We start from the raw sequence: 26,004 nt of genomic DNA, 5'->3' as shown, positions 1-26,004 counted from the left end.
CGCAAGGTCCATGCCAATTGCCCAAGGCCGGCCAAATTCTCAAACATCGCAGCGGAGTCAGATCGTTAGATCGAATCCGGCGCAACTGGGCGGCTCGTCGCTTTCGCAGTTGCGTGCACACAAAACAGGCGAAGATTGTATAAAGTTTCGCCTGTGATTGGATACAGCTGGTCGATTACCATTTGCGGTGACCTTTGCCGACTGAGCCTCTCGTCCATGGCCGCCAAGACTCGACCGAAGCCCGACACGCCGGACGCGAGCGATCGCGTCAGCCGGATCCGGGAGGGCGTGACCGCCGCGATCCTTGAGCATCGCCTTCTGCCCGGCACGAAGCTCGGCGAGGACGAGATCGGCGAGATTTATGGCGCGAGCCGCACGCTGGTGCGCACTGCGCTGCAGCAGCTCGTGCACGAGGGGATCGTCAGCATCGAGAAAAACCGCGGTGCCTTCGTGGCACGCCCCACACCTGCCGACGCGCGCGAAGTGTTCGAGGCGCGGCGGCTGATCGAGCCCACGATCGTCGATCACGCCTGTGACGCGGTCTCGCCGGCCTGGCTCGACCGCCTCCGCCGCCATCTCGCTGAAGAGCGCGAGGCGGAATTGCGCGGCGACGCCCGCGCCTCGGTCCGGCTCTCCGGCGAGTTTCACCGCCTCGTCGCCGAGATATCCGGCCACAGCATCTACCTCGGCTTCCTGAAGGAGTTGATCGCGCGCTCCTCGCTCATCATCCTGCTCTACCGCCGCCACGACACCCCGGCTTGCGGCACCGATCATCATGCCGGGATCGTCGCCGCGATCCGCAAGCGCGACAAGGCGGCCGCACGCGAGCAGATGCTGTCGCATCTGACGGAGATCGAGGCCGAGCTGTTCCTGAAAGATCCCGCCGCCGACGAGATGCGGCTTGCGGATGTGCTTGGTGCCTGACGCGCGCAACTCGCGAGCCGCCAGGAAACTCCGCGACGGGGCCTGAGGACCTGCGTCAACGGCTAAGTTCTGTTTCGGCAGCGAACTGTCCCTCAGGTGTAATCTCGTATTCGCCGCCTTGCGATCTCAGCCATCCGGACCTGACCATCTCCCGCGCAACCTGCACGGAGCAGATCGGGTGATTTCCCCCAGGGTAATACAGCCTGTCATTTCGCACCAACAGGTGACCGTACAGCTGAGCCTGGCGCAGTGCCCTGCGCATCCCGGGCGATGGGTTTTTCATATCCGTTCAAGCGCAAGCAAGCTGAAGGTTCCTAAAGGTCGCTGCGGCCCTTCAATGACACCTCCTCAACAGGCGCGGCGAATAGGAACCGTCATCCTGCCGCATCGTTTGTTCTCCCAAGGAACAATGTCATGAACGTGCGGGACGAGCACACCCGATCGCCCTGGATGGATGTTTTGGTCGCCGATGCTCCGGCGCTGCCATTCACGGTGGCCACAGACGTTGCGGTCATTGGCTCCGGAATTGCCGGGCTGTCGGTCGCCTATGAGCTTGCCAGTCATGGACGTTCGGTCGTGGTGCTGGACCGCGGCCGCATTGGCAGCGGGATGACGGCGCGCACCACCGCGCATCTGGCGACGGCGCTCGACGACGGCTACGACGAACTGGCCAGGGTGCGCGGCTCTGATTGTGCGCGTCACTACTATCAGAGCGTTGCAGCCGCGATCGATCGCGCCGAGGCCATTCAGCACGCCGAGCGCATCGATTGCAATTTTCGGCGGTTGGACGGTTACTGGGTACTTGCGCCCGAGACACCTGCATCCGAGCTAGACGAGGAACTGAATTGCTGCCGTAAGCTCGGGATTCCCGTCGAAGACTGCATCGAGCCGACCCCGTTCCATGTCGAAGGTCTGGTGCGTTCGTTGCGCTTTGCGCGCCAGGCGCGTCTGCATCCGACCAAATATCTCGCCGGTCTCGCCCGCGCGATTCAGGGTCTGGGAGCGCGGCTCTACGCCGACACTTGTGTCGAAGGCATCCGCCAGCAGCATGACGACATGGTCGTGACGACCACCTCAGGCCACGAGGTCCGTGCAGCCGACGTGGTGGTCGCGACGAACTCGCCTGTCAACGTGCAAGTGGCGATCCATACCAAACAGGCGCCTTACCGCACCTACGCGCTCGCCGCCAAGATCCCGGCCGGCGCGCTGGAGGATGCGCTCTATTGGGACACACTCGATCCCTATCACTATGTCCGGCTGCAGCCGTTCTCTGCCGGCGAGGATCTCGTGATCATCGGCGGAGAAGATCATAAGTCTGGCGAGGCGGACGATGGCGCGCAGCGCCTTGCCGCGCTCGAACGCTGGGCGCGCGATCGTTTGCCGGACTTGCGCGAGGTCACTCATCGATGGTCAGGTCAGGTGCTGGAGCCCATCGATTTTGCCGGCTTCATTGGCCGCAGCCCCGGCGAGGAGCACCTCTTCATCGTCAGCGGCGATTCCGGGCAGGGCATCACCAACGGGCTTGTGGCCGGCATGTTGATTACGGATCTGATCACGACGGGCGCGAGCGCTTGGGAGGAGGTCTACGCCCCGTCACGGAGGATTCAGAAGAACATCGGCGAGTTCATCAGCGAGAACATCACTCCGCTGAAGAATCTTGCCGAGTATCTGACAGCGAGCGAGATTGCGAGCGTCGAAGGGCTGCGGCCTGGAGAGGGGCGGCTTGTCCGCAGCGGACTGAAAAAGATCGCCGCTTGCCGGGACCGGGGCGGAAATCTGCATTTGCATTCGGCAAGTTGCACTCATCTCGGTTGCGTTGTGCACTGGAATTCGCTGGAGCAATGCTGGGATTGCCCGTGTCACGGCTCGCAGTTCGCGCCTGATGGCACCGCACTGAATGGCCCCGCGGTGTCACCGCTGACAGATGTCGAGAAACCGGCCAAGCTTGAAGCCGCAGAGTGACCGCCGCGACAGCGCGCGGCCGTATGGTTTCAACGCCGGAATCGTTACCACGGTCCGCAAGCGCGAGAAGCAGGCCGCCCGCGGCGGGCGGCGCCCCGATCCTATTGCGGCTCCAACCCGAGAGTCTTGATCGACTCGAGCCAGACCGGCCCTTCCTTTTCGTAGAGTGCCACCGAGGATGCGCGGTTCATTGCCGGCGAGTCGACCCCGAAGGCTTCGAGCAGCTTCTGCACCCGCTCCGTCTTGCCGCCTTCGACCATCAGCTTGGCGAGCAGGTCGATCCGGTCTGCCGGTGTCGCAGCGGGCGCCATTAGCGCGGTAAAGCTGGTGAGCTGGAAGACATTGCCGGTGACCCCTTGCTCTACAAACGTCCTGGTTTCGGGCAGCTTCTTCATGCGCACCGGTGTCGGCACGGCGATCGGGCGGCCGACGCCGGTATCGAGCACCGGAAGCGCGGCCTGATAGCTGCCGACCGCCGCCTGGATGACGCCGGCGGCAAAATCCTGCCACATCGGCGCTTCGCCGCGGTAATGCACGATGGAAATGTCGAGACCGAATTGGCGGTTGAGCTCGGCGATCGCAATGTGCGCGAACGAGCCGATACCGTAGGAGCCGGCCGTGACCTTGTTGCGACGCGCATAGGCGACGAACTCTTCCAGCGTCTTTGCATTGGTGGCGGAATGGACCACCAACGGCAGATGTCCCGAAGGGGTCATAGCGACGATCGTGAAATCCTTGTCCGGATCATAGGCCAGCGATTTCAGCAGCAGCCGGTTACCGAGCAGGGTGGACGAGATCGTGTACATCAGCGTGTAGCCGTCCGGCGGGGAGTCCTTCACCAATTGCGCCGCCAGCGCGCCGCTGGCCCCGGTCTTGTTCTCGACGATGACGGGCTGGCCGAGTTTCTGAGAGATGTAATCGCCATAAGCACGGGCGAACGCATCGGTGATGCCGCCTGGCGGTGTGGAGACGACGATCCTGATTGCCCGGGTCGGCCAAGCTTCGGCCGAAGCCGCTTCAGCGGCGGCCAGCGTCAGGCATGCAATTGCGGCAGCCAGAATTCTTGCGGATGTCCACACCTCGGCGTCCCCTTTTCCTTGCGTCATTGGGCAGCCGGCAGCCACCGGAACGAGATGTCACACGGGCAGGAGAGGGCGTCAAGAAATAGAGCGGCGTATGCCGTCCTCCGGGCTAACGGCTTCGCGAAGCATCATCACGTTCATGTTGGCGAACAGCCGGTCCTGGTTGATCGCCCGCAGGAACTCGAGGCCCCTGGACAACGGGGCAGCCCCGCTTGACGCCTCCACCTTCACCGAGCCTGAGCGTGCCGCTGTCCAGGCCGCTGACAACTGGGCCGCTATGAATCATGAAGAGCAGCAGGATCTACAAGAATATTCTCGTGCGCTGACGGGGCGTGCTCGAACTTGCTGCTAACGCATGGTGCCCTGCAACTAAATCCGTTTCTAGTTCCAATCATCCGCAACAGGCTTTCTGCGCCGCAAGCTAGCCGCGATCTGAGCGATCGCAACATGCCTCGCCGGGCTTGTCACAATCTCGGGCCGATCGTCGGACGCATGGCTTCTCAGCGTTTCCAGCACCAGAAAGAATTTTTCGGCTAGCATGGTCAAGCTCGCTGACGCCTTCATCTCGTCGATGGGCGACGAGATTCGCCGCGAATTCGATCACTTGCTGCGCCCGGGAGCAATTTAATTCGTATGTGCATGCCGGATTGTGACGAGCTTTGCCGGTTCCTCGCCTCCAATGCTTTGTGTGAATGATCGCTCGCTGTGACCCAACGTTACTATTCATCGCGGACAGCTCCGGCTATATGATGTCCCTTGTCATCGAACTGTCATGTCACCGTAAATGTTAAAGTCAGACGCAACGCCGTCCCGCAAAACTCCGAGCGCGCGGGGCGGAAATCCAATCCCGAAGGACAGCAAGAGGACGCAACACGCTGGCGGCTTCCTCAGGCAACGCGAATTCGGCGAGCCCGGTGCGGGATCGACGCCGATTGCGGATGCTCTGGCTGATGAAACGGCGTCGCAAATCGCGACTTCTGCGCCGGAGCCGTCTCTGCCAAGCCTCGCCGCGTGTCCCGCGGGCGAGATCGAACTCAAGCTGCTCGTCGAAGCCGGTCGCATGCCGCATTTCGATGCCGCGCCGGTCATCACGGCCAATGCGCGCAGCAAGGGCACGCGCAGGCATCTGAAGTCCGTCTATTACGATACGCCGGAGCGGACGCTTCGGCGCGACGGCTTGAGCTTGCGCGTTCGCCAGAGCGGCGCACGCTTCGTGCAGACCATCAAGACCGACGCTGCGGACGATCCACTCCGCCGCGGCGAGTGGGAGGCGAGCGTCCCGTCGTTGGCGCCGGATCTGGCCCTGGCGATGCCCTTCATTCCGGAGAAGCTTCGCGTCAATCTCGAAGCGCGGCCGCTCGAAGCTGTCTTCACGGCCGACATTCATCGCCATGCGCGTATCGTCGACCTGCCGTCCGGGACGGTCGAGATCGCCTTCGACCAGGGCCTCCTCACGGCGGGCGACCGATCGTTGCCGGTGAGTGAGATCGAGCTGGAGCTCAAGGGCGGCAGCGCCGGCACGATCTACGAGATCGCGCTGCGGCTTGCGGAGCATGGGTCGGTGAAGCCCTCGATCCGCAGCAAGTCGGCGCGCGGCTTCGACCTTGCCGCCGGCACGCCGCCATCGGTAAGCCGGCCGCGAAAGCTTCGCCTCGACCCATCGGTCGCGCTCGACGAGGCCTTCGCGACGATCCTGCGGTCCTGCTTCCTTCATCTCCTGCAGTCCCTGCCGGCCGCCGAAGACGGCCGCAATCCGGAAGGCGTGCATCAGCTTCGCGTCGCGCTGCGCCGGCTTCGATCGGTTCTCGATCTGATGCGATCAGCGGGCGCGCTCAGCAATCTCGACGCGCTGCGGTCGGAAGCAAGATGGCTGGCGCAGGATCTGTCCGCTGCGCGCGATTGGGACGTGTTCCAACTCGCGACCTTGCCGGCAATCGCAAAGGCCTGTCCCATGGTTCCCGGCTTCGACGCATTGGAACGCGTTGCGGCCGAGCGCCAGTCGGACGCCTATCGCAAGGCGCATCATGCGCTCGACGATCGCCGCTGTGCGCGTTTCCTGATCGGCCTCGGCGGCTGGATCGAAACGCGAGGCTGGCGCAACGGCGTCACCGCCGAAGATCTCGGCCTGCTCGCCGAGCCCGCCGTCAACTTCGCGGAGCGCATTCTCTCGGAGCAATATGCGAAGGTGCTCAAACGCGGCCGCCGCTTCAGGTCGCTCACTGTAGAAGAGTTGCACCGGGTGCGGCTCGCGACCAAGCGGCTGCGCTATCTCGGCGAGTTCCTGCTGCCGCTGTTCCCGGATCGCAAGTCCGCGAGAAAATTCTCGCGCAAGCTCGCCGGTTTGCAGGAGGAGCTTGGCGCCTTCAACGACATGGCGATCACGGCTTCACTGCTGGATGGCTTGGCTGCCGAAGCGCCGGACAGTGCCACCGCCGCGGCAGCGATCACCGGTTGGCAGGCACGTGCATCGGTCGAGGTCCAGCCGTCCTTGCGAAGCGCGTGGCGAGATTTCACGGCCGCGCGCGTGCCGTGGTCGCGGCAAACGCAGCAGGAGTGATCGCGCTCACGTCCTTAGAAAAAGTTGCGGCCAGCCATTGGGGGATGGCTGGCCGCGCGCGAACCGGTCTGGGACGGGGAGGGGTGGGGATGTGACCGGGTCGCGTATCTTTATCCTTGTTAACTACTGATCTCTCGCGCTGGCGGTGGAGACCGCCGGCTTGGTATCGCCGAGCGAGACCCAGACGTTGGGATCGCTCTGTGACTGGCGCTTGACGAAGCGGTAGCCGGTCTCCGTCCAGGCAACGACGCTCTCGTTCTGATTGTCGAGAACGAACTCGCCCTTGTCGGTCTTCACGGTCAGCACCGCATGCCCTTCGCCCTTCTTGTCGCGCACGACGGTGATGAGCAGGGCCTCGCGCGGCCATCCGGCATCGATCAGCATCTTGCGCTTCAGCAGCACGTAGTCTTCACAGTCGCCGTAGCCATCTGACGGCAGCGACCACTTCTCGATCACGCCCCAGTGCTCCTGGTCGGTCAAAGGCTTCACGGTCTCGTTGACCCAGCGATTGACCTTGACGAGGTCGCGCCATGCAGCCTGCGACATCACGATGTCGCGCGGCTGGGTCGACCTTCCCTGACACTGAGCGGCATTGTCCGAACAAAACTCGACCCAGCCGATCGGCGCACGCGTGGTGTCGCCGAGGCTCGCGTAGAGCAGTCGGCTCTCGCCGGCCTGCGCTGTCGCGCCGATCCCGAAGAGCATGGCGGCAAGCGCCAGCCCTTTTTCTCGTCCCCTGAAATCGAACATCGTGGCCCCCGTTTCTTGTTGGGACCACGTTTCGCACGGAGCTTTTGAGTTGCCGCTAAGTCAGCCAAGTCAAGTCGAGACGAATGCAAGTAAAACGAGCGGCGAATTCGATCTATACTTGAATATAATTTGAGTAAAATTCGATATGACTGCAATTGATTCAAATTGTAGGGATTAACGACGGAAACGTCTGCGGAACCGCTGTTTCCATGTGCTGGCGGGCCGCGCGTTAACCCGCTTAAGGCGCCTCGCGAACCCATGAAAAAGGCGGCGTCCGCGTCGCGGAGGCCGCCTTAGGGCTGAAAAAACAGCGCGTTTCGGGCGCTTGCGCTTTACCGCGCGGTAACGCTCTCTTCGAGAGTCTCGATCGGCTGCGAGTGCGTGAACTCGAGCGCAAAGCCGTCTTCGAGATTTCGGACGACGCGGCCCTGCACCCGGCCGAGAAAAACCGTCGATTTCAGCGGCGGACGGTTCTCAGCTGCAATCGCCGCGCCGGACAGCGAAAGATCGATGATGCGGCAGGTCATCTTGGTGCCGTCTTCGAGCGTCAGCACCGCGATCGGGTTGCGCGGCACGATACGGTCGTGGCGGCGGTCCTCGGGCAGGTTGAGGATGTCGCGGTTGGCGAGCCAGGTCAGCTGTGCGGCGAGCTTGTCGCGCTTGCGGGGCGTCGCCCCGACGGTCATGGCGAAACCGTTGTCGATGATCCGGGTGATCTTGCCCTCGACCCGGCCGATATGATCGAGATAGGCCACCACGCGGTCGCCGACATTGCCGATGCCCGGCGCCAGCAGCGCCACCCCGCCCGGCGACATGTTGATCACCTGGCAGGGGAATTCACGGCGGTCCGGCAACATGTAGCGGCCGAGCAGGTGAACTTTCACCCGCTGGAAACGCCGACGTTCCTCGGCGGCCGGAAGAAATTTTTTGTTCGCCAACGCCATTTTCACTACCCGACCCCCGCCCGGGCGGAGTCCGGGACGACCCTAAGGTGCATAGGGTTAATGCTGCGTTATGATTTCGCGCGATGGTTACGGACAGACACAATGCGCTCGAAAAGCCACATCAGCGGCGGGCAGGCGAGCACGGTCAGCGCGCCGAGGTCGAGCGCGACCGCGGCACTCCCGGCGGATTTGGCGAGCCGCCCCGCCACGGCAGGACCGACCATCATCGCGGCATAGAAGAGCGTATAGAACACGCCCATGCCGATCGCCCTCGTCTCCGGCGCCAGCACGCGGGCCGCAAGGCTCATGATCGGGCCGGCCGGAAGGCCGCCGATGAGGCCGATCAGGACGAGGATCGCGATCACGGCGTCCGTTCGCGGCAGCCAGGCCAGCAGCACGGCGACCATAAGGCTCGTCGCAATCGCCAGCGTAAGCGGCCGCCGCCGGGTGCGGTCGGCCAGAAACCCGCCGGCCGGCACCGACACCACCGACAGCCACATCACGAGGCTGATCGCCGAGCCGGCCGCGGCAATGCTCCAGCCGCGCTCGGCCAGCAGCGTGGGGCCGAACGAGAAGATCATGGCGAAGCCGACGTTATAGAGACCCCAGATCGCGCCCGCGACGATCACCGCCAGCAGGGCCAGGGGATCGAGACGCGCCGAACCGGCGGCGCTGGCCATCGTTGCCGGCGGCGGCTGGTAGAACGCGATCAGCACAATGCCGATCGCGGTGAGTGCGCCGGCCGCGAGGAACACGGCGCCCGCGCCATAGGCGGTGCCAATTGCGGGTAGCACCAGCAGCGAGATCGCGACGCCTGCCGGCCAGGAGTTGACGAAGATCGCCATCGCGGTTGCGATTTCCTTGCCGGCAAACCAGTCGGTGCCCATCTTGGTCAGCTGCACCGTCAGCAGCACGCCGCCGGCGCCGGAGGCGAGCCGGCCCGCCATCTGCCAGCCCCACAAATCCGTCGTGGCCATGACCAGGCTGCCGGCCGTCATCAGCAGCAGCGCCACGATGGTCGTGGGCTTGTCGCCGAGGGTCCGTCCGATTGCGCCGCCTGGCAGCGCCAGCACAATGCCCGGCGTAAAATAGAGCCCGATCAGGATGCCGATATCGGCAAGGCCGACGCCAAAGGTCTGTTGCAGCAGCGGCGCGACCGCGGCCACGCTCTGGAACTGGAACGCGATGGTGAGGCGAACGACGAACAGGATCGCAAGAATGCCCCAGCGATTGCGCAACGCCTTATCCCCCAGCCGCCGCGGCGAGCGTGCGGTGGCGAGACGCCGGAGTCAACCGGCTCAGTCGCAAGCCTGCGCCGTCACGCCTTCCTCGCCGCGCGCCGATGCAGATGAGCGAAGCGATCTCCGGATCCCTACTTAGGCAGGAGCGACCTAGCCGATCTTGCCGTGAACATAGGCCTCCGCCTGTTCGACAAGATGATCGAGCGTGCTGCTTGCAGTGTCGAGTACAAGATGCCCTCGATCCCACGGTTCATAGTGGCGATTCACTATTTCGTCCCAGCCTGGCAGTTCATGACCGCTGATGTCGGGGGAGCGGCCTTCCGCTCGCCGCCGGTGGATAGTCAAGTCGCTGCAGACCAATTCAATCTCGACGATATGTGCCGAGTTTTGCAAGGCGGTCTGTCGCCAGCCAATGCGGCTTGCCTGCACTGGATTGACGCAGTCGACAACAACGGTGTGGCGGAGCTTGAGATTTTCGGCGGCAAGGACGTTGGCTATGGCATACCCTTGTATGCCGACGGCGAGGCCTGCATTCCGCAAGCTCTGTTCAATGGTGTCGATCCGAAGATACGTCGCCGCAAGCCGCATCGCTAATTCGCGGCAGACCGTCGTTTTGCCGGTGCCGGGAAGGCCGCCAAATACGATCAATGCCGGTGGCCGAAGGCTTGTCATGTCTCACGATCGGTTATCATTCCGAGGTTTGCAACGCTCGTTTTCGATCTCGGCCATGCGGACGTGGATCCGACGCAGATGCCCCGGCCCGGAGAAGTCCCGTAGCCCGGATGGAGCGCAGCGTAATCCGGGACCGCCTGTCCCGCATTCCGCGTTGCTTCATGCGGGCTACAAGACCGCGGCTTGGCAGCACCCCGCATCTCACATACGCTTCCCTTGCGCCCGCACCAATCAATCATAACAAGCAGGCACCGAGGACACACCATGGAGCACATCCGCGTCTGCACCCACGCGGGGCCGGGCAGCGAGCCCGTCATTCGCACCGTGCCGTGGCCGAAGGTCGGCCGGAAGGGCGCCCTGATCAAGATCGGCGCCTGCGGCGTCTGCGGCACCGACCTGCACATCCTCAAGGGACATTGGCCAAAGCCCTTGCCCTGGCCATTCACGCTTGGACACGAGCTCGGCGGCATCATCGTCGAATGCGGCGACGAGTTCGCCGAAGATTTCATGAGCAAGCCGCTGAAGGTCGGCTCGAAGGTGATGATCCCGCCGCTGATGCCTTGCGGCCGCTGCTACTACTGCATCCACTATCCGCAGACCGCCAACAAATGCCTGACGCCGGTCTATTACGGCCGCTATCTCGGCTTCGACAAGGCGCCGCATCTGTGGGGCGGCTGGGCCGAATATGTCTATGTCGATCTCGAGATGCTGCCGGGCACCAAGATCTACAAGCTGCCCGACGACATGTCGCTGCGGCTGGGCGCGCTGTCGGAGCCGCTGACCTCCTGCATCCGCGCCTTCAACCGCGCCAGCCGCGCCGGTGGTTTTTCGTGGGGCGACACGGTGGTGATCCAGGGCTCGGGCCCGATCGGCATTCTGGCGGTCGCCGCCGCGCAGGAGATGGGAGCAGGGCGCGTGATTTGTGTCGGCGCGCCTGAGGAGCCGCGGCTCAAGCTCGCGCGCGAATTCGGTGCGGAAGCCACGGTGAATATTGACGAGCTGAAGTCGCCCGAGGCGCGCATCGCGCGCGTGCGCGAGATCGTTGGTGGCTTCGGCGCCGATCTGGTGATGGATTGCTCGGGCCATCCGACCGCCGGCCCCGAAGGCATCGAGATGCTGCGCGACGGCGGCACCTATGTCGAGATGGGCCAATTCACTGATGCCGGCTCGATCGAGACCTCCTGGCATCGCATCTGCACCAAGGACCTCAACGTGCTCGGCTCCTGGGGCTTTACCGGCAACGATCTGCCGCTCGGCGTCGACATGCTCTACCGCACCCGCGACAAATTCCCTTGGACGAAGATGCAGACGATCTATCCGTTCACGGAAGCGGGCGTCGCGCAGGCGGTGAGTGATGCGATGGCGATGAAGACGGTGAAGTCGACCATCGTGCCGTGGCCGGAGCTGGTGGAATAACCCGTGCCTTTCATCCCCCATGATCTGGCCGCGCTGCCGCGCTGCTGTGGCGGTTTGTTGCGATAGAATTCCCGGTTCTCGCGTCTCAGGCTTCAATTCTCCGCGAAAAAACGTTTGCCACTTGTTTCCATTTGACGTTGATGCGGTTAGCCTGCACACGTCCGAAGCATGACTGAGTGCCATGAACAGATCATCTGCCGATACCCCAGAGTCCTCGCTCGCGTCTCTCATTCCCGATATCGATCGGCTCGCAGCGGAAGCAATGGCCGTTTGGAAGGTCCCGGGCGCAGCGCTCGCCATCGTCCAGGACGGCCGGGCTCCAATCCTGTGCGCCCATGGCCAGCGTGACGTCGAAGCCGACCGAGGACGTGCTCGCCTTTCCGCTGCTGCGCGAGCTCTCGCCGAACTGGATCGAGTACAGCGTTGGCAGCAACACGCTGGCACTGGCAACCCCGGGCCGCACTGCAACTGATGCGCCGTTTCCAACCGGCAGCGCCGCGCTTCAATTGGCCTTCAAGGTGTCCGCGGCCGAGGTCGACCAATGCGCCGACGAGCTGGTGCGCCAGGGCGTGGCGCTGCTGTCGCCGCCGACGAACCAGTCCTTTGGCCACCGCACGCTGTTCTTCCGCGATCCCGACGGCAATCTTTTGGAAGTGTATGCGGAGATCTGAAACACGCAGAGGCGGACCGATGCTCAAAAAGTTCCAGCAAAAATTCGCGACTTATCCGCGTTTAGGTGAAACTTCGGTCCAAGTTCCGGCTTTCACTTGGCGGGAGAGCAGCTGTGAAGCGAATCCTGAAACCCGTCACGTATATCCTGGCCGGCATCTACTTTCTGATAGATGCGCTCTTTATGGCCGTGGCCGCGCCGATATCGCGCTGGGTTGCGCGGCATCTGGAGCTCAAGAGATTGCGGGCCTGGATCAGGTCGCTGCCGCCTTATCCCTCGCTCGCACTATTTTCCATCCCCGTGATCATCCTGGAACCGATCAAGCCGGTGGCGGCCTATCTCGCCGCAACGGGCCAGGTTGTGAGCGGCGCCGTGACCTTCATCGTCGGCGAGCTCATCAAGCTCGTGCTGGTCGAACGCCTGTTCAATCTCACGCGCGATAAGCTGATGAGGATTCCGGCTTTCGCTTGGGCCTATACGAAGTTCACTGAGGCCAAGGCATGGCTGCAAGCGACCGAGGCCTGGCGTGTCATCCAGGCTTTGAGCCGCGCGGCACGCGATCTTGTCACGCAGGCAAGGGCAAGGCTCGCCGGCGGCTTCAGCAAATTGGCGGCCTTTCGCGATTAGCGCCCCGAGGGAGCAATCTGTCCTCAAGCAAGCTTGCGCGGTGCAGCCGTCGGCTTGTCGCCGGTGTTCGGCGTGCCGGTCGGCTCGATCAGCAGCAGGTGAACCTCCTCCCGTGCCACAGGGCGATGCTCGACGCCCTTCGGCACGACGTAGAGTTCACCCGGGCCGAGCGTCACCGTGCGGTCGCGCAATTCGATATCGAGAACGCCTTTCAGGACGAGAAAAAAGTCGTCGGTGTCCTCGTGACTGTGCCAGGTGAACTCTCCCTTCACCTTCACCACCATCACGTCGCAATCGTTGAAGGTCATGATCGTGCGCGGAGACCAGTGGTCCTGGAACGTCGCGAGCTTGTCGGCCAGCGATATCTTGTCGCCCATTTGTTACCCCCGTCGTGTTGGATCTCGTGACCGGCGATTTGGGATCGCGCTGGCGAGGCGACAAGGAGCCATTTGCGCTGCAAATGACCACTTCCCGGAGCAACAAGGAGGTGAGACACGCCCTCGATGCGCGTAGGGTTAAGCGAGGTGGCGGCGAAAATCTTCTGCTCTGGCGCAAATGCGCTCTATATGCAGCAAATCAGCCCCAAAAAGCTGGATGTAGTAGGTCAGGCTGATGTGCGAGCTTGTTCTCGGTATCGCCAAAGGCATGCGTCATAGGCATGGCGATTTGCCTGCGCTTGGCGTAAAGAGCGTCCAAATCAAATCACCACGCGTGCGGCCGGACCATTTGCCGCGTACGCAGCTTCAGGTCGCGCGGCTCGACGTTCCGCGCCTGGACCAACCAAGGTTTTTCAACCCGTGCCATTCCCGACCATTAGTCCGCCGCTCGCCCGTGCTTTGGCCGAGCGCAACTACGATTCACCGACCCCTGTTCAGCTGGCCGTGCTCGCCGCCGACGCCGTCGACCGCGACCTCCTGGTTTCGGCCCAGACCGGCTCGGGCAAGACGGTCGCCTACGGGCTGGCCATTGCAAAGGATCTGCTCGGCAGCGCCGAGCGGTTTGAGCGCGCCGCCGCACCGCGGGCCCTGATCGTCGCGCCGACCCGCGAGCTTGCCTTGCAGGTCCATCGCGAACTTGCATGGCTTTACCAGCATGCGGAGGGACGTGTGGTCTCCTGCGTCGGCGGCATGGATCCGCGCCGTGAGCAGCGCGAGCTGGCCGCTGGTGCCCACATCGTGGTCGGCACGCCCGGCCGGTTATGCGACCATTTGCGCCGCGGCCGTCTCGACATCTCGGAATTGAAGGTTGTCGTCCTCGACGAGGCCGACGAGATGCTCAACCTCGGTTTTCGCGAGGACATGGAATTCATCCTCGAGACCACGCCGGAGACGCGCCGCACCTTGCTGTTCTCGGCGACGTTTCCGCGCGGCATCGTTGCGCTGGCCAAGCAGTATCAGCAGCAGGCGTTCCGGATCGAGGTCGCGGGCGACGAAGGCGGTCACGCCGATATCGAATACCGCGCCATCCGGGTCGCCCCTGGCGATGTCGAGCATGCGGTCGTCAACGTGTTGCGCTTTTTCGAGGCGCCGAGCGCGCTGGTGTTCTGCAACACGCGCGACGCCGTCAGGCATTTACAGGCGGCGTTGCTGGAGCGCGGTTTCTCCGTGGTCGCACTGTCAGGCGAATTGACGCAGAACGAGCGCACCCAGGCGCTCCAGGCGTTGCGGGATGGACGTTCCCGCGTCTGCGTGGCGACCGACGTGGCCGCGCGCGGCATCGACCTGCCGAGCCTCGACCTCGTCATTCACGCCGACCTGCCAAACGACGCGGAAGTCATGCAGCATCGCTCGGGCCGCACCGGACGTGCGGGACGAAAGGGCGTCAGCGTCCTGCTGGTGCCGCCGATACGGCGGCGGCGTGCCGAGGTGCTGCTGAATCTGTCCGGCATCGACGCGGTCTGGGGCACGGCGCCGCAGGCGGATGAAATCCGCAAGCTCGATCACGAGCGAATGCTGAAGGATGCGCTGTTAGGTGAGGAAACCACCGCCGACGATCTGGTCATGGCGCAGGCATTGCTGGCCGAGCGCTCACCTGAGGATATCGCAGCAGCGCTGGCGCGGCTTTATCGCGCGCGGCTTCCATCGCCTGAGGACATTCTCGATCCCGGCGAGGCGCGCGGTCGGCCGCGTGACGATCGTGGCCGCAGCGACGTCCGTGCGCCGCGCGACGATGCGCGCAGTTCGCGCGGCGATGAACGGCCTGTCGGGCCGCGATCCAAGCCGGGGAAATCATCGCCGCGTCACGGCATGGGGGAGGCCAGCGTCTGGTTCCGGGCCAACATCGGACGCAAAAAGAATGCGGAAGCGCGCTGGCTGTTGCCGATGATTTGCCGTCGCGGCGGCATCGACAAGGGCGACATCGGCGCCATCAAGATCATGGACACCACCACTGAGTTCGAAATTTCCGCGCGGGTCGCGGACTCCTTCGCAGTCAAGATCAAGCGTCCGGACAAGGAAGACAATATCCGCCTCGAGCCGATGGCAGATGCGCCGAAGGGCCAGGCGCCGTCGGAGAAGCGGCCGCACGCGCCGCGGCGCGAGCCCGGCGAGGGCGGTGAGAGTGCCCGTCGAAGTGATTATTCGCGCGCCGCGGCAGGACCGAAGCAACACGGCAAGGCTCATGGCGAAGGCGGCTCGAAATTTGGCGACGGGCCGGCGTTCGGAAAGAAAAAGAAACACCGCGACAAACCCGGCCAGGCGACCGAGTGGCCGGTGAAGGGCGCAGCCGGCAAGAAGGCAAAGAAGAAGCATCGCGGCTGATTGACCGCCGCAGGGGAGGTCATTTGCGGGCGGCGTGCTGCTCCGTGAGACCGCGGAGCATGTAGGTCGCGCCCGCGCCATGTTGCATCGGCCCTGATTGCTGGGCCGGGCCCCACGCTTGCCTGCGATGCCCCGCCGGTGCTTCTGTCCGGCTATCTCGGATATTCGAGCTGCATCGCGACAAAGTCCGCCGTGCGTTGGCCGTAGCGCGCCTCAATCGCTTGCAGCGTCGCGTCCAGGGCTTTCGCTGGTGGCAATTCGACTGCCGGCGGTGGCTTCTCGCGTGCCGGCAGGTCGACTGCAACCTTGTCCGGCAGAATGCGCAAGCCGTTGCGGCTTGGCCGGGCGTCCGCCGTCGCGGCAAAGGTGAGGGCGCGGGACCGGTAGGTCCGTGACCACGCATCGGCCACCAGCGCAAGCGACACCTCATCGATCCCTGATGTGAGCTCGATTCCGACTTCGTCGCGCCTCCAGAATGCGAGTGTGTTGCCGATCGCCGTCAGCGCGAACGGGCGCGTGAACTGGAACGCGTCGCTGCGATGGCGCGCGTCCCACTCCACAAGTCCGGCGTCGCGGGCGACCGCGGCGGCCTTGTTGCGGCCGGCAATGGCCTCGATCAAGGTGAGCGCCATCGGCATCGATGCGGTGATACCGGTCGTCGTTGCTACGCCGCGGTCGACCACCAGCCTGCGGTCTTCCACGTAGCGGATATCCGAATGCTTGCGGAGATCGCGCACGGAATACCAATGGGTCGTGGCCTGCCTGCCGTCGAGCAGCCCCGTGTTGGCGACAACCATGGCGCCGACGCAGACGCCGACAATGATGGCGCCTCTCGCGGCCTGGGTCCTGATCCACTGCAAGGCGACGGGATCGTCGTCGCGGCTCATCGCGGGCACGACAACGTAGTCGGCGCCGTCAGGATGCTCGGCGTCGAATGCGGCGGTCGTCGCGTGCGGCTCTACTTTCAGCGCGGGAAAGAGCGTGACGGGACCCGGCTGTGTTGCCAAAGTCACGACGTCGGCGATATCGGCGCGTGCGAGGATGCCGTACGGCATCAGGTAGTCGGCAGTCTCACTCATATTGTTGATGCCGACAATGGCGATCAGCGGACGCTGCCGTTTCGGCGGCTTCAGTGCGGCGAGCATCGCTTCGGACTCGTGCCTGGCAATGGCGGGCGCGGATCCGCGCGCCGGCGCCGGGGGCAGCAGGTACAGCCAAATGCCTCCGGCCGCGAGAAACAATGCGACGCAGCCAAGGCCGCTCAATGTCAGGATTCGCCAGGTCATGTGAAAGTCGACGTCATGTGCAGTCGGTCGATATCCGTTATCTCACGAGTGCGGAAACTACGCGTTCGCGGCGACGTCGGGAATGACGCAAATCCGGCAAAAACCGCCATCGCGCGGCCCGCCGGGCAAGGGCTCGAACACGGCTCGGGGCATGTCGTACGAGTAAGTCCGCCTGCGCGCCTTGTAATCGACGGTTTCGTAGCCACTTCGAGCCGAGTCATTGCCGAAAGGGCATTTTCGATGAAGTTCCGTGTCGGATTCGAAATGCTCTACGATTTCCCGCAGCCAACGCCGATCATCATGGTGCTGGGCACGCATTTCACGCGTGCCTCTGATGTCATCGTGCCGGATTTTCTGACCACTACGCCTGCGGTCGAGATCACACCCTATCGCGACTTGTTCGGCAATTGGTGCAGCCGCATCATTGCGCCGGCTGGTCGCATCCGCCTTGCCGCCGACGGCGTGGTTCGCGACAGCGGGCTGCCCGACCCGGTCTTTGCCTCGGCCGTTCAACACAGGATCGAAGAGCTGCCGTCCGATACGCTGGGCTATCTGCTCGGCAGCCGCTATTGCGAGACCGACCGGCTTTCGGAGATCGCGTGGCAATTGTTCGATAAGTCGCCGCCTGGCTGGGCGCGGGTGCAGGCGATCTGCGATTTCGTCCACCGCCACATCGTCTTCGGCTACGAGCACGCGCGCGCCACCAAGACGGCGTGGGAGGCGTACCAGGAAGGCAAGGGCGTCTGCCGCGACTATGCGCACCTTGCCATTGCGTTCTGCCGCTGCATGAACATTCCGGCGCGCTATTGCACCGGCTATCTCAGCGACGTCGGCACGCCGCAGCCCTGGGCGGTAGGCGATTTCGCCGGCTGGTTCGAAGCCTACCTCGGCGGCCGCTGGCACACCTTCGATCCGCGCAACAACGTGCCGCGGCAGGGCCGCATCCTGATCGCGCAGGGACGCGATGCCTGCGACGTTCCGATCACACAGACGTTTGGCCCGAACGAGCTGGTCAGCTTCAAGGTCTGGACCGACGAGATCGCGTGATGCCCGGTCATCTCCCGCTTGGCGACGACGAATTTGTGAGCTGACAGCCGCCCGGATCAGGTGCCCGGCGACGGAACGACAGCATTCGCTACCTCAGACCCTCATAGACCATCAGCCCGCGGGCGATCTGCAATTTGCGGATGGTGCGCGGCAACAGTTTCTCCGGCTGATGCAGATAGCGCCAGGAGATGAGGGTGAAGCTACCAAGCGCGCCGCATTCGTCGTCAAAGGGCGCGAGCACGCCGGTGACGCTGACCGGCGTATGCGGACGAGCGTTGAAGGGGAGCAGCAACAGCTCGAGATGCGCCTTGCTGCCGTCCGCGCGCGCGGCGGTAACGCCGGCGATGACGCCGAGCGTCTCGTCGGCGACGATGGTGGTGATCTCCTCGATCTCCCGGCGGCTGGCCTCGGTGAACAGCGCCGCAAAGCTCTGGTCCTTGAGGTCGAGCCCGGCGAGCGCGCAGACGCGCGTGCCGGCGACGCGGAACGGAAAGCCAAGCTTGGGTTCGCAGGACAGCACGAAGATGTCGCCGAGCAGGCCGCGGACCGCAGCCGGATCTATGTCGGCCCTGTCAGGCGCCCGCGCGGTGCCGCGCTTGTCGTTCCAATATGCGAAGAACTCGCGGCTCGACGGATGTTTCATGACTGACCGCTTACCTCGGGTGCAACCTTGCGGGACAAACCTGTCCCGCTTCAGCGCACCGCGATCCCTTCTGTTGTTGTGCAGGAGGGGATTTGCAGCGTCCATGCCGCGGAGGGGTTTTCGCAGCTCCAGGCCGAGCCTTTGCGTCGTTAACGTTAAATTAACTATCTACTTTGCGCCCTGCCTGCCCCTGTTATGGTGACCGCGATCGCAAGCCTTGCCGCTTTCATCCAGGTTCTCGGCAAGGCCTGTACACGGGCGTCAAACAGTTTGGTCACCGGCCGCGGGGAGGGGTGGGGATACCCCTTATTCCTCTGCTGCCGGAAAGGCCGACACGGACAGGGAGGGCTTTCCCAGGCCCTCCCTTTTCCTTTTGTCTTTTCCTTTGTGCACTTGCACCGGGTGGGTAAAGGCGACTATCTCCAAGCTTGCCGCACCGATCGCGCCTGAAAGCGAAGCCCGTTGGATTCCCCGCCAAATTCCCCGCCGGATGGACCGGCCGTCATCGAGGAAGCTCCGCGCGAGCCGATCCTGACGCTGCCGGCGGCGCTGACCGCCTATGTTATCCTCCTGGCGGCGATCCATCTGCGGGTGCTGTTGCCGCCGGACATCGAGAACTGGACCATCGACGTCTTCGGCTTCATCCCGAAGCGCTACGATTCCTCGCTGCTCAATCTTGATATCCCCGGCGGGACCGGCGCCAAGGTCTGGACCTTCTTCACCTATTCGCTGCTGCACGCCAATCTCACCCATCTCGGTTTCAACGTGCTGTGGCTGTTGCCGTTCGGCAGCGCGCTGGCACGGCGCTTCGGCACTGTCAGGTTCTTCCTCTTTCTCGCGGTGACTGCCGCGGCCGGCGCGATCGCCCATCTGCTCACCCATGAGCACGCTGTGGCGCCGATGATCGGCGCCTCGGCCTCGGTGTCGGGCGCGATGGCGGCGGCGATCCGCTTCGCCTTCGTGCGCGGCAGCTTCCTGTCATTCAGTCGTGCGGATGCCGATACCGCCGCGAAGGTTCCGGCGCTGCCTCTGTCGCGTGCGCTGCGCGAGGGCCGGGTGGTCGCGTTCCTCGCGGTGTGGTTCGGCGTCAACATCATCTTCGGCATCAGCGCCCTCGGCATCGAGACCGAAGGGGCGAGCGTGGCCTGGCAGGCGCATATCGGCGGCTTCTTCGCCGGGCTGATGCTGTTCGCGCTGTTCGATCCCGTGCCGCGCGTGCGAGGCGATGCTGCGGATGCGTCATCACGGGACATTTCAACCCGTATCTGAAGCGGTGCTTGCGGCGCGGCCCGATTTCATCCATCATTCCTGTGAAGAATGTTTGAGGCGACAAGCCGCTAGCGGCGATGCTTCGACAAGCGCCTGAGGCGCGCAGCCGGTGCCATAACTGTTACTCGAAGAACAAGTCCGGACCGCGAACAGCGGACGGGTCCGATTCAGGGAGGCGACAATGACGGTACGTTCGATTCTCGACACCAAGGGCCACCAGATCGTGAGCGTCGAGCCCGGCACCAAGCTGGCGGCCGCGATCCAACTGCTCGGCGAGAAGAAGATCGGCGCGGTGCTGGTGATGAACCAGAGCCGGCTGGAAGGCATCCTGTCGGAACGCGACATCGTGCGCGTGATCGGTGAGCGCGGCGCCGGCGCGCTGGAGGAGCCCGTCAGCCAGGTCATGACCCGCAAAGTCGTGACCTGCAAGGAGACTGACACGGTCGCCGAACTCATGGAGATGATGACGACAGGCAAGTTCCGCCATCTGCCGGTGACCGACAATGGCAACGTGGTCGGCCTCATCTCGATCGGCGACATCGTCAAGCGCCGCGTCCAGGAATACGAGGCCGAGCAGGAAGCGCTGCGCGACTACATCAAGACGGCCTGATCCTCACTCGGTCGCTTTCGGCGCAGCACCCTCGGGGGGCGGCGCCAGCACGTGGATCGCTTCCTGGATCGAGTCCAGCGCGCGCTCGGCGGCGCGGGTGCCCAGCGCGATGAGGTCATCGGCGCGATGGAAGTCGAACCAGCCGAACTGGCCGACCCGCGGCGTGATCAGCATGTCCGGCGGATCGCCGGCGAGGCGCGCGCGGGTGATGCGGTCCTGCATGATGTTAAAGGCATCCACCATCACCGAGGAGAGGCCGGGACGGCTGCCGCCGCCGCCGAAGAATTCGCGCTTCACGGTCTTCTCCGCCGAGAAGAATCTCGGAAAGCGCCGTTTGGCCGTCGTCTCTTCGGCCACAGCAACGGGTGGCTCAGGCGCCGCGCCGTGCGAATAGACCGTCGTGGAATAGGTGAAGATATCGCTGGAAAGGTTTGCGGCGATGACGATTTCGGCGCCGAGCGCGCGTGCGGCCGAAACCGGCACCGGATTCACCAGCGCGCCGTCCACCAGCCAGCGGTCGCCGATCAGGACAGGGGAAAAGATGCCGGGCAGGGCATAGGAGGCGCGCATGGCGTCGACCACGCGGCCGCGCGTCAGCCAGATCTCGTGGCCGGTGCGGACCTCGGTCGCCACCGCGGCGAATTTCACCGGGAGATCCTCGATCAGGGTCTGGCCGATCGACTCCTGGAGCCGGGTCGCGAGCTTCTCGCCGCCGATCAGGCCGGAGCCGTTGAGACGGATGTCGAGATAGCCGAGGATGTTGCGCACACCTTGCAGGCTGCGACCCCAGTCTTCCAGCGTATCGAGCTGGCCGGCCGCATAGGCGCCGCCGACCACGGCGCCGATCGAGGTGCCGACCACCACATCGGGCGCGATGCCGTTGGCAAGCAGGGTCCTCACGATCCCGATATGGGCAAAGCCGCGCGCCGCGCCGCCGCCGAGCGCAAGGCCAATGACCGGCCGGCGGATGCTGCCGAGGCCGACTTTCTCGCCATTGGACCCGTTTGCGCGTCGGCCCTTCAATATGTCTAGCACCGAAACTCTCCTACGCCGGGCCAGCCCCGATCATCAGGCAACCGGACTTGCACTCCGCTAGAACCAGGGCGAAGCATGGTTTATGCCGCTTTGGAAAGGGCACGGGGCAGGAGTATGACGATGGGCGGTTGCCTGAATACTAATCACGCAGGCGTCGATCAAGTTCCAAATGTCCTTATTTCCTGGGACTGCTGAGGCTTGAATTTGCCGCGTTTTCAGTGAAAAGCAGCTGACATGACTCTCGGGGGTGACGGCATCATCGCATGGCGGCGCGGCGCAGTGCTGCTGCCTGCGCTGATCTTTGCTGCGTGCCTGCTTACCCTTGGCCAGTTTACCTTCGGTCAAGGCACTGCACAGGCGCAGCTTTTCTCCGATCGCCCGCCGCCGGTGCCGCCGGCTTCGGTGCCTGACCCCGGTGGCGCCGTCAGCCTGGCGCCGCCCTCCGGGCCGGGCGCTGCGCCTCCGAGCCTGCCGCCGGCACTGATGCAGCCGGCTTCGCCCGCCATTCCGCCCGCGGTGACCACCGTGCCGCCGACCGCGCCGCTCAATGCGGCGGTGCCAGGACAGGCCGTGCTGTCGTTGAATGCGAAATACGGCAAGGATTCCCCCCCGATCACCAGCGGCCTGGTCTGGCGGGTGTTTGCCGATCGCCCCGACGAGAACGGCACCTTCAAGCTGATCCGCGAAGACCGCAACGCCACGCCCAACATCGTGCTGCCGCCCGGCAATTACGTCGTGCACGTTGCCTTCGGCCTCGTCAGCGCGGTGCGCACCGTCAGCTTGAAGGCCGAGACCGACCGCGAGTCGTTCGTGCTGCCGGCCGGCGGATTGCGTATCGAGGGCCGCGTCGGCACCAGCCGCATTCCGCTGAACCAGATCTCGTTCGCGATCTACAAGGGCAGCCAGTTCGAGTCCGGCGAGCGTGCCTCGCTGGTCCCGAACGTCGCCGCCGGTGACGTCGTGCTGCTGCCGGAGGGCACTTACTACATCATCTCCAACTATGGCGACGCCAACTCGGTGGTGCGTTCCGACATCCGCGTGCAGGCCGGCAAGCTCACCGACGTCACCATCACCCACCGCGCCGCCGTCATCACGCTCAAGCTCGTCAGCGACAAGGGCGGCGAGGCGCTCGCCAATACCGCCTGGTCGGTGCTGACGCCTGGCGGGGACGTCATCAAGGAATCGATCGGCGCCTTCCCGCGCGTGGTGCTCTCCGAGGGCGAATACCGCGCCATCGCCAAGAACGAAGGCAAGGTCTACGAGCGCGGCTTCAATGTCGTCAACGGCGTCGACGGCGAAGTCGAAGTCGTCGCGCGTTAGGGCCGGTGACGCACTCTTGCCTCTCTCCGCGGGTTCGGTTCTCACCAACTCCGCCGAAATTTCCGCACCATCGTACCGCGCTTCTCATCGAGCGAACAAAAAAACAGCCAGATGCTGATCAATCTGCTCGTATCGTATCTCGCATTATCCAACTCGACGGCCGATCGGACGTCCGGTGAGCATTCGCTTACCGGATGTCCTCGTCGGTGTTCTGCTCTGAATACGCATGTCAGCGCTACCAAGCCGTGTCTATCCCGTAAGGCCTGGGGAAACACCGGCGCTGCGGCGAAAATCCGATAATCAATCTTATTCTCTTTCTCTCCTGCTGCGTTATATGTCGGGCATCCGTCCAAAGGGGGCCGGAGCGCGCAGACCATCGATGCCTGCGCCATTCGGCAATGAGCAGGGGGCCCAGCCCGTCGGCATGTTCGAAGTGGTCCTAACGAGACGCAAGCGGTTTGGCTGGCGATGGCAGGTGTGTGACCAGTCCGGCAAGGTATTTGCGGACGGGTTCGAACGCACGCGCCCATCCGCCAAGTATCAGGGTGAGCGCGCGCTGTTCTTTCTGCTGTCACAGGCCCCTTTGCACAAGCGCTCAGCGGCCTCGAGCGAGGACTAGCGTGCCACGTCCCGTAGCCGGGATGGGCAAGTGCACACCTGCCGTCATTCCGGGGCGATGCGCAGCATTGAGCCCGGAATCCATCGGGCGGCATCACGCGCGGTGAAATGGATACCGGTTTTGCGACTTCGTCGCGCCCCAGAATGACGCAGCAGGGCAACAAGACTTTGCATTGCCTGTCGGGCAAAACGCCCACAATGCTGGTCAAGGTCCTGCAGTCAAAATATTCCACTTTACCGAAATTCGGAAAGGGCGTACGTGTCGCCGCAACCCGGCCCGAGGAAGAGGGGCGTATCGCGATCGTCACGACACGCGGGCCGGAAAGGGTGCGATGTTGCGAGAAGGCAGGGCGCGCGCCTAGGCGCTGCCTACCCACAGTATTCGCCCGGATAGAGATCGATCCTGCATGGACCGCCGCATACTTACGCGTATTCATGAAGTTCTTTGACGCACGGCTTTTCACCGATGGCATTGCTCGTCCATGTTCGGCCGACCCATCTGCGGCTCAACGGCGAGGTCTTTTCCAATGCCCCGCGTCGGGAACGATTGACGGTGAGCGCTCCTCCAGTTCGCGGAGCCGGTCGATTTGCTTTTTAAGTCTCGCTGGTGAGGGCAACCGTACCCAGCAAGGTTTTCTTCATTTTTCATCCAGTCCAGTGCCCGCCCCAGCATGCAACCTACCATTGTTCGCCGAAATTTCTGTCACTCGAGCGCCACATCGGCGGAAAAACCGAAGAGTTAAACCCTATGTTGGTTCCGCAGCCGCGTCGCTGTGGTGGATCAGTCGTGCGGAGTGCCACAGCACTTGTTGCCGCAGAGCATGTGGGTACTCGGTCCCAGCGTTTCGCACCGCCGGAGCCGGATAGTCTGGAAACACGCTCGGCATCGGCGGCAGGTTGCCGACATAGCGATTGATCACGCGGAATAGCGCGCGGATTGCCTCTTGGTTGGTCGTGACCGAATACCAGGTTTACACACTGGCGTCTCGTGTCGGAGAAAACGTGGTCAACTTTGGCCGCTTTGGCAGCGCCGCACACCCACGATGGCGGTGCTTCGGCGTAAGAACAAAACCGAGAGCCGTTGCGTAGCTGAGCATCCTTCTAATCTGGCGCTCGTAACGGGCATACTCTTTGACAAGATCGCGCCCGGTCATTTTGATCGCCTTTGGATTGCCGAACGGCGCGAGGGGTAGGATGTGGAAGGTGCCATCCACTTCCGTGTACTTCATCAGGGGCATGTGAATGCCGATGTTGTCGCGCTGGTCGGCGATCTTGTCACTACTGTCGATCAGCCACTTGATCTCCGCGAGCAACGGATTTTCCGGCTTCAATTTCGCCCGTGCTGCTGCCATCAACATCCTTCTTTGCGATCTGTCGCAGATCGCGCATGTCGAACCATTGCCCGCACGCCGGGCATTTCCTGTGGTGGTCGGCCTCGGTCCTAGCGATGCCGTTGACGTCCTGACCCGGTTTCGTTACCTACAATGCCTATGACCTCGTATTCAAACACGACACCTTCAGGATCGTTCACCATGAACGATTTTTCGGCGGCGACCTCGCTCGCAAACCTTGTCGCCAACTTGCTTGCTTGTGCGGACAAGAGCAGGCTTGGACCCTGCCAGGAGTGCCAGCCGCACTTTTTAGCTGACAATCTCCTTGACCTTGATGCCGCGCAAGGCGTCGATGCAGTCAGCTACCAAATGCAACAACTCTTGCCGCTTTATGCTTTTCACCTGACGACCTTCCATATTGATGAGAATGAATCTCGCCATCTCGTAGGCGACTTCAAACTGCGATTTGCCGGTAACCTCGACATCGATTCTTTCAGCCATTTCGCTCCCCGCTAGTTGGAGTTCTCCTCTAACCACTCATCGGCAAGGCCCGGGCTTGCGAACACCTTGAGATGATCAACATCGCGAACCTGTTTGCTGGTATCGACGTAAATCCAGACCGTTTTCATCGATCTCGCGCCAGCTTGCGGCGTCCCCAGTGAGGGTCCTTGAGAGATAGGTTAAACTCCCGAACGTGGCCCCGGTTCAATGCTTTCATGGACGCCGATCCGGGCAAACATCGTCGGGCCGCCACTCTCAGCAACAAGCAAGAGTGCTTCAACGGCGGCCTCGTTTCCGAGGGACGCCCGGACACCCGTTCGAGAACGGTTTTGATCTGACATTGAGGCCCGAACGGCTCCAGCAGCCTCTGGGTGGCGAAATTCCCGGATGATCTTCCGTCAACTCAATGAGCGACCTGTTTCACAAAGAGATACCGAACGCGTTCATTGGCAGCGTGTTTGATACGATGGAGCGCGCGCACTGGCACACGTTCCAGATACTCACGAAGCGGTCCTCGCTGATGCGCAATTTCCTGCGCCGACGCTACGGTCGGAGCCGAGGTCCGTCCCACATGTGGTTCGGCGTGTCCGTCGAGGACGGCACCAAGAAGAGCCGCATCCGTCATTTGCAGGACGCTCTGAGTCGTGAAGTGGCGGCAGCGCTATCGCGCGACGGGTTCGGTGGCGCCGGGCAAGATGGGCGGTCACCGTAAGCCGGTTCTGGAGCCGCATCGAGCGTTC

Annotated in this window: 23 protein-coding genes and 3 pseudogenes; 15 read left to right on the top strand and 11 right to left on the bottom strand. The window is 63.4% G+C overall.

Features of this window, described 5'->3' with window-relative positions:
- The first annotated feature begins 216 nt into the window (after positions 1 to 216).
- The gene (locus IVA82_RS12605) at positions 217 to 924 is read left to right on the top strand and encodes a GntR family transcriptional regulator (RefSeq protein ID WP_247390847.1); all 708 of its coding nucleotides are present in this window, start codon (positions 217 to 219) and stop codon (positions 922 to 924) included.
- A 414-nt stretch (positions 925 to 1,338) separates the two neighbouring features.
- A complete protein-coding gene (locus tag IVA82_RS12600) occupies positions 1,339 to 2,886 on the top strand; it encodes an FAD-dependent oxidoreductase (protein WP_247390846.1) in 1,548 nt (515 codons plus the stop codon).
- Positions 2,887 to 2,987: 101 nt separating this feature from the next.
- Here IVA82_RS12600 and IVA82_RS12595 read toward each other — a convergent pair whose 3' ends face one another.
- Entirely contained in the window at positions 2,988 to 3,965 is a 978-nt protein-coding gene (locus IVA82_RS12595; RefSeq protein WP_247390845.1) for a tripartite tricarboxylate transporter substrate binding protein, read from the bottom strand.
- A 787-nt stretch (positions 3,966 to 4,752) separates the two neighbouring features.
- Here IVA82_RS12595 and IVA82_RS12590 point away from each other — a divergent pair.
- Positions 4,753 to 6,525 carry a CYTH and CHAD domain-containing protein gene (locus IVA82_RS12590; protein WP_247390844.1) on the top strand — a complete coding sequence of 591 codons (1,773 nt, stop codon included), beginning with the start codon at positions 4,753 to 4,755 and terminating at the stop codon, positions 6,523 to 6,525.
- 123 nt (positions 6,526 to 6,648) lie between these two features.
- On the opposite strand, the gene IVA82_RS12585 is transcribed toward IVA82_RS12590, so the two are convergent.
- The 4 genes from IVA82_RS12585 to IVA82_RS12570 form a co-directional block, all read right to left on the bottom strand.
- Positions 6,649 to 7,275 (bottom strand): transglutaminase-like cysteine peptidase, encoded by a 627-nt coding sequence (locus tag IVA82_RS12585; protein ID WP_247390842.1) that lies wholly within the window; start codon positions 7,273 to 7,275, stop codon positions 6,649 to 6,651.
- Positions 7,276 to 7,607: 332 nt separating this feature from the next.
- Positions 7,608 to 8,219 (bottom strand): PilZ domain-containing protein, encoded by a 612-nt coding sequence (locus IVA82_RS12580; protein ID WP_247390840.1) that lies wholly within the window; start codon positions 8,217 to 8,219, stop codon positions 7,608 to 7,610.
- A 68-nt stretch (positions 8,220 to 8,287) separates the two neighbouring features.
- Entirely contained in the window at positions 8,288 to 9,457 is a 1,170-nt protein-coding gene (locus tag IVA82_RS12575; RefSeq protein WP_247390838.1) for an MFS transporter, read from the bottom strand.
- Between the two features lie 153 nt (positions 9,458 to 9,610).
- Positions 9,611 to 10,132, bottom strand: a complete 522-nt coding sequence (locus IVA82_RS12570; protein ID WP_247390836.1) for an AAA family ATPase — start codon at positions 10,130 to 10,132, stop codon at positions 9,611 to 9,613.
- A gap of 264 nt (positions 10,133 to 10,396) precedes the next feature.
- Between IVA82_RS12570 and IVA82_RS12565 the strand changes: the two genes are divergently transcribed.
- The 3 genes from IVA82_RS12565 (at position 10,397) to IVA82_RS12555 (ending at position 12,845) form a co-directional block, all read left to right on the top strand.
- A complete protein-coding gene (locus IVA82_RS12565) occupies positions 10,397 to 11,548 on the top strand; it encodes a zinc-binding dehydrogenase (protein ID WP_247390835.1) in 1,152 nt (383 codons plus the stop codon).
- A gap of 335 nt (positions 11,549 to 11,883) precedes the next feature.
- The gene (locus IVA82_RS12560; RefSeq protein WP_247390834.1) at positions 11,884 to 12,219 is read left to right on the top strand and encodes a VOC family protein; all 336 of its coding nucleotides are present in this window, start codon (positions 11,884 to 11,886) and stop codon (positions 12,217 to 12,219) included.
- Positions 12,220 to 12,332: 113 nt separating this feature from the next.
- Positions 12,333 to 12,845, top strand: coding sequence for a hypothetical protein (locus IVA82_RS12555; protein ID WP_247390833.1), 513 nt, complete (start codon positions 12,333 to 12,335; stop codon positions 12,843 to 12,845).
- Between the two features lie 23 nt (positions 12,846 to 12,868).
- On the opposite strand, the gene IVA82_RS12550 is transcribed toward IVA82_RS12555, so the two are convergent.
- Positions 12,869 to 13,222, bottom strand: a complete 354-nt coding sequence (locus IVA82_RS12550) for a cupin domain-containing protein (protein WP_247390832.1) — start codon at positions 13,220 to 13,222, stop codon at positions 12,869 to 12,871.
- A gap of 420 nt (positions 13,223 to 13,642) precedes the next feature.
- Between IVA82_RS12550 and IVA82_RS12545 the strand changes: the two genes are divergently transcribed.
- Positions 13,643 to 15,604, top strand: a complete 1,962-nt coding sequence (locus tag IVA82_RS12545; protein WP_247390831.1) for a DEAD/DEAH box helicase — start codon at positions 13,643 to 13,645, stop codon at positions 15,602 to 15,604.
- A 152-nt stretch (positions 15,605 to 15,756) separates the two neighbouring features.
- On the opposite strand, the gene IVA82_RS12540 is transcribed toward IVA82_RS12545, so the two are convergent.
- Positions 15,757 to 16,890 (bottom strand): DJ-1/PfpI family protein, encoded by a 1,134-nt coding sequence (locus tag IVA82_RS12540; protein WP_247390830.1) that lies wholly within the window; start codon positions 16,888 to 16,890, stop codon positions 15,757 to 15,759.
- A gap of 240 nt (positions 16,891 to 17,130) precedes the next feature.
- On the opposite strand from IVA82_RS12540, the gene IVA82_RS12535 reads away from it, so the two are divergent.
- Positions 17,131 to 17,937 (top strand): transglutaminase family protein, encoded by an 807-nt coding sequence (locus IVA82_RS12535; protein ID WP_247390829.1) that lies wholly within the window; start codon positions 17,131 to 17,133, stop codon positions 17,935 to 17,937.
- Positions 17,938 to 18,025: 88 nt separating this feature from the next.
- Here the strand turns inward: IVA82_RS12535 and IVA82_RS12530 are convergent, their stop codons facing one another.
- Positions 18,026 to 18,580 (bottom strand): PAS domain-containing protein, encoded by a 555-nt coding sequence (locus IVA82_RS12530; protein ID WP_247390828.1) that lies wholly within the window; start codon positions 18,578 to 18,580, stop codon positions 18,026 to 18,028.
- A 462-nt stretch (positions 18,581 to 19,042) separates the two neighbouring features.
- On the opposite strand from IVA82_RS12530, the gene IVA82_RS12525 reads away from it, so the two are divergent.
- Complete coding sequence (locus IVA82_RS12525) at positions 19,043 to 19,849, top strand: rhomboid family intramembrane serine protease (protein ID WP_247390820.1); 807 nt, start codon at positions 19,043 to 19,045, stop codon at positions 19,847 to 19,849.
- 181 nt (positions 19,850 to 20,030) lie between these two features.
- Positions 20,031 to 20,459 carry a CBS domain-containing protein gene (locus IVA82_RS12520; RefSeq protein WP_247390819.1) on the top strand — a complete coding sequence of 143 codons (429 nt, stop codon included), beginning with the start codon at positions 20,031 to 20,033 and terminating at the stop codon, positions 20,457 to 20,459.
- Between the two features lie 3 nt (positions 20,460 to 20,462).
- Here IVA82_RS12520 and IVA82_RS12515 read toward each other — a convergent pair whose 3' ends face one another.
- On the bottom strand, positions 20,463 to 21,494 hold the full coding sequence (locus IVA82_RS12515; protein WP_247390818.1) for a patatin-like phospholipase family protein: 1,032 nt from the start codon (positions 21,492 to 21,494) through the stop codon (positions 20,463 to 20,465).
- Between the two features lie 234 nt (positions 21,495 to 21,728).
- On the opposite strand from IVA82_RS12515, the gene IVA82_RS12510 reads away from it, so the two are divergent.
- Both IVA82_RS12510 and IVA82_RS12505 read left to right on the top strand, forming a co-directional pair.
- A complete protein-coding gene (locus tag IVA82_RS12510) occupies positions 21,729 to 22,814 on the top strand; it encodes a hypothetical protein (protein ID WP_247390817.1) in 1,086 nt (361 codons plus the stop codon).
- Positions 22,815 to 23,193: 379 nt separating this feature from the next.
- Complete coding sequence (locus tag IVA82_RS12505; RefSeq protein WP_247390816.1) at positions 23,194 to 23,433, top strand: hypothetical protein; 240 nt, start codon at positions 23,194 to 23,196, stop codon at positions 23,431 to 23,433.
- An 841-nt stretch (positions 23,434 to 24,274) separates the two neighbouring features.
- Here IVA82_RS12505 and IVA82_RS48965 read toward each other — a convergent pair.
- Together IVA82_RS48965 and IVA82_RS48960 are read right to left on the bottom strand one after the other, a co-directional pair.
- Positions 24,275 to 24,370, bottom strand: a pseudogene (locus tag IVA82_RS48965) (SOS response-associated peptidase); the annotation flags it as partial.
- Positions 24,371 to 24,403: 33 nt separating this feature from the next.
- Positions 24,404 to 24,784 (bottom strand): hypothetical protein, encoded by a 381-nt coding sequence (locus IVA82_RS48960; RefSeq protein WP_247390815.1) that lies wholly within the window; start codon positions 24,782 to 24,784, stop codon positions 24,404 to 24,406.
- A 180-nt stretch (positions 24,785 to 24,964) separates the two neighbouring features.
- On the opposite strand from IVA82_RS48960, the gene IVA82_RS12490 reads away from it, so the two are divergent.
- The 3 genes and pseudogenes from IVA82_RS12490 to IVA82_RS12480 all read left to right on the top strand — a co-directional run.
- Complete coding sequence (locus IVA82_RS12490) at positions 24,965 to 25,279, top strand: hypothetical protein (RefSeq protein WP_247390814.1); 315 nt, start codon at positions 24,965 to 24,967, stop codon at positions 25,277 to 25,279.
- Between the two features lie 391 nt (positions 25,280 to 25,670).
- Positions 25,671 to 25,889: pseudogene (locus IVA82_RS12485) on the top strand (DUF5131 family protein); the annotation flags it as partial.
- A gap of 16 nt (positions 25,890 to 25,905) precedes the next feature.
- A pseudogene (locus IVA82_RS12480) lies at positions 25,906 to 26,004 on the top strand (IS630 family transposase); the annotation flags it as partial.

Source organism: Bradyrhizobium sp. 142 (genome assembly GCF_023074015.1).
Taxonomy (GTDB): Bacteria; Pseudomonadota; Alphaproteobacteria; order Rhizobiales; family Xanthobacteraceae; genus Bradyrhizobium.
This window is presented reverse-complemented; position numbering and strand designations above follow the sequence as displayed.